Origin of the sequence: Mesorhizobium sp. M7A.F.Ca.CA.002.09.1.1, from assembly GCF_003998555.1 — a bacterium.
Lineage (GTDB): Bacteria > Pseudomonadota > Alphaproteobacteria > Rhizobiales > Rhizobiaceae > Mesorhizobium > Mesorhizobium ciceri.
Genome location: NZ_RZRR01000834.1, coordinates 1 through 2,488, shown reverse-complemented (window position 1 = coordinate 2,488; position 2,488 = coordinate 1). Strand labels below are relative to the sequence as shown.

Genomic DNA, 2,488 nt, shown 5'->3' with positions numbered 1-2,488 from the left:
ACGCACAGGAGACACCAAATGACCCCCTCGCAACAGATCGACCAGTTGATCGCCGGTCTCTCGGACTGGCGCGGCGAGACGCTCGCCGACATCCGCAAGACCATCCTTGCAGCCGACCCGGACATCATCGAGGAGTGGAAGTGGATGGGCAGCCCGGTATGGTGCTTCGACGGCAACATCGTGGTCGGCAACGCCCACAAGGACAAGGTGAAGCTGACCTTTTCCCATGGCGCCAGCCTGCCGGATCCCGACAGGCTGTTCAACAATGGTTTTGGCGGCAAGGTGTGGCGGGCTATCGATGTGTTCAAGGGCGACAGGCTCAATGAGAGCGCTTTGAAAGAGCTCGTCCGTGCCGCCATCGATTACAACAAGGCCAAAAAGAAGAAAAAGGCGCCGGCAGCTACTGGGGCGAAGCCACGGAAGTAAGTCTATGCTGCCTGGCCTGCCACCCAGCCAGACGACCATGCCCACTGGAAATTATAACCGCCCAGCCAACCCGTGACATCGACGACTTCGCCGATGAAAAACAGGCCCGGCACGGATTTCGCCTGCATCGTCTTCTGGTCCAGCCCGTTGGTGTCGACCCCGCCCAGTGTCACTTCGGCGGTGCGGTAGCCCTCAGAACCGGCAGGCTTGATGCGCCAGTCATTGACTGCGGCAGCTATGGTTTTGATCTGGGCGTCCGCAAGATCGGCGAGGTTGCCGTCGATGCCGGTTCGTTCGGCGATCGACTGCGCCAGCCGCTTCGGCAGGTGATTTGCCAGCACGGTCTGCACCGCCTGCCGCCCATTACCGCGCTTGGCACTACGAATGAGGTCCGCCACATCAACTCCCGGCAGCATGGCGATGCGGATTTCGTCGCCCTCGCGCCAATAGGACGAGATCTGCAGGATGGACGGTCCGCTGACGCCGCGATGCGTGAACAGCATCGCTTCGGAGAACCGCGTCTTGCCGCAGGAGACTTCCGCGTCGACGGCGTTGCCGGCCAGCGGCGCCAGCCGTTCGAGCGTGTTTGCGTCGAAGGTCAGCGGCACCAGCGCCGGCCGCGTTTCGACGATGGCAAGCCCAAACTGTCCGGCAAGCTCGTAGCCGAAACCGGTCGCCCCCATCTTGGGGATCGACTTGCCGCCGCAGGCCACGACCAGAGACTGGCACCTAATCGTGCCCGTGGAGAGAGTGAGCACAAACCCCTCCACGGTTTTGCGGACATCCTCAACGCTGGTCGACAGCACCAGTTCGGCGCCCTTGTCCTGCATTTCCGAGACCAGCATGTCGATGATCTGGCGTGCGGAGCCGTCGCAGAACAACTGCCCAAGCGTCTTTTCGTGATAGGCGATGCGGTGGCGTTCGACGAGGGCGATGAAATCGCGTTGCGTATAGCGGCTGAGCGCCGAAATGCAGAAATGCGGATTGCCCGACAGAAAATTCTTCGGGCTGGCATGGATGTTGGTGAAATTGCACCGGCCCCCGCCGGAGATGCGGATCTTCTCGCCAGGCGCCGCCGCATGATCGAGGATCAGTACAGAACGGCCGCGCTTGGCCGCCTCCACGGCGCACATCATTCCGGCGGCACCCGCGCCGATGATCACGACATCATAGGATTGCATCAGGCTGTTCGTTCCCGCTCGGCCCACTCATCCGGCGCAGCGCATTTGTGCTGCCTGATACCGCGAACGGGGCGGACAGCCAACAGGCAAGAACAGCCAGGCAAAGGCTCAGATCAGCGTCTCTGCGAACAACGTCGTCAAGCGCTTCCAGTGGCGTTCGGCGCCCGCGGCATTGAAAACGCTGTGATCGGGCACGCACCAGCCATGCGCCATGCCGGCATAGTTCTCGATGACATGATCTACTTCCGCAACCCTGAGCGCCTCGGCCAGCCGCGCCGACTGTTCCGGCGGGAAACTCCTGTCGACGCCGGATGTGCCGACATAGACGCGCGCCTTGGTCGAGGCTGCCTTGCGATGCGGGCTGTCGGCGGCGTCGCTGGCGAGATTGCCGCCATGGAAGCTTGCGGCCGCTTTTATCCGTTCGGGATAGGTTGCAGCCGCATTCAATGATCGACCGCCGCCCATGCAATAGCCGATGGTGCCGATCGGCCCGGTAATGCCTTCTGCCGCAAGCGCATCGAGGAACGCACCGCTGTCGCTGATGGTCATGTCCTGCGTCGTGCCGGTGACCAGCGCCATCAGCGGGATTTTGGTCTTTTCCTCGGCGAAGGCGGTCTTGGCGTCGAACGGCCCGTAGGGTGCATTGCGGTAGAACAGGTCGGGCACCAGCACCGCATAGCCTTCATTCGCCAGTCGCTCGGCCATACTGTCGAGCGCCGGCCGCGGACCAAAGGCGTCCTGATAGAGAATGACGCCGGCCTTGGCAGGAGATGCGTTTGCCGAGCGGAAAAGCCCGGCATTGGCAACACCATCCCTGGTCTTGATCTGAAGGTCGTGTTTCGTCATCGCTCGCTCCGTTCGACAGATGCGCGATACATATC

3 protein-coding genes are annotated in these 2,488 nt (G+C 62.1%); 1 reads left to right on the top strand and 2 read right to left on the bottom strand.

Going from position 1 to position 2,488, the window contains the following annotated elements:
• Positions 1-18 precede the first annotated feature (18 nt).
• Positions 19-426, top strand: coding sequence for a DUF1801 domain-containing protein (locus EN994_RS27010; protein WP_063168198.1), 408 nt, complete (start codon positions 19-21; stop codon positions 424-426).
• Between the two features lie 2 nt (positions 427-428).
• Here the strand turns inward: EN994_RS27010 and EN994_RS27005 are convergent, their stop codons facing one another.
• Positions 429-1,607, bottom strand: coding sequence for an NAD(P)/FAD-dependent oxidoreductase (locus EN994_RS27005; RefSeq protein WP_063168199.1), 1,179 nt, complete (start codon positions 1,605-1,607; stop codon positions 429-431).
• A 108-nt stretch (positions 1,608-1,715) separates the two neighbouring features.
• Positions 1,716-2,453: a dienelactone hydrolase family protein gene (locus EN994_RS27000; RefSeq protein ID WP_063168200.1), complete on the bottom strand. Its 738-nt coding sequence runs from the start codon at positions 2,451-2,453 to the stop codon at positions 1,716-1,718.
• Between the last annotated feature and the right edge of the window lie 35 nt (positions 2,454-2,488).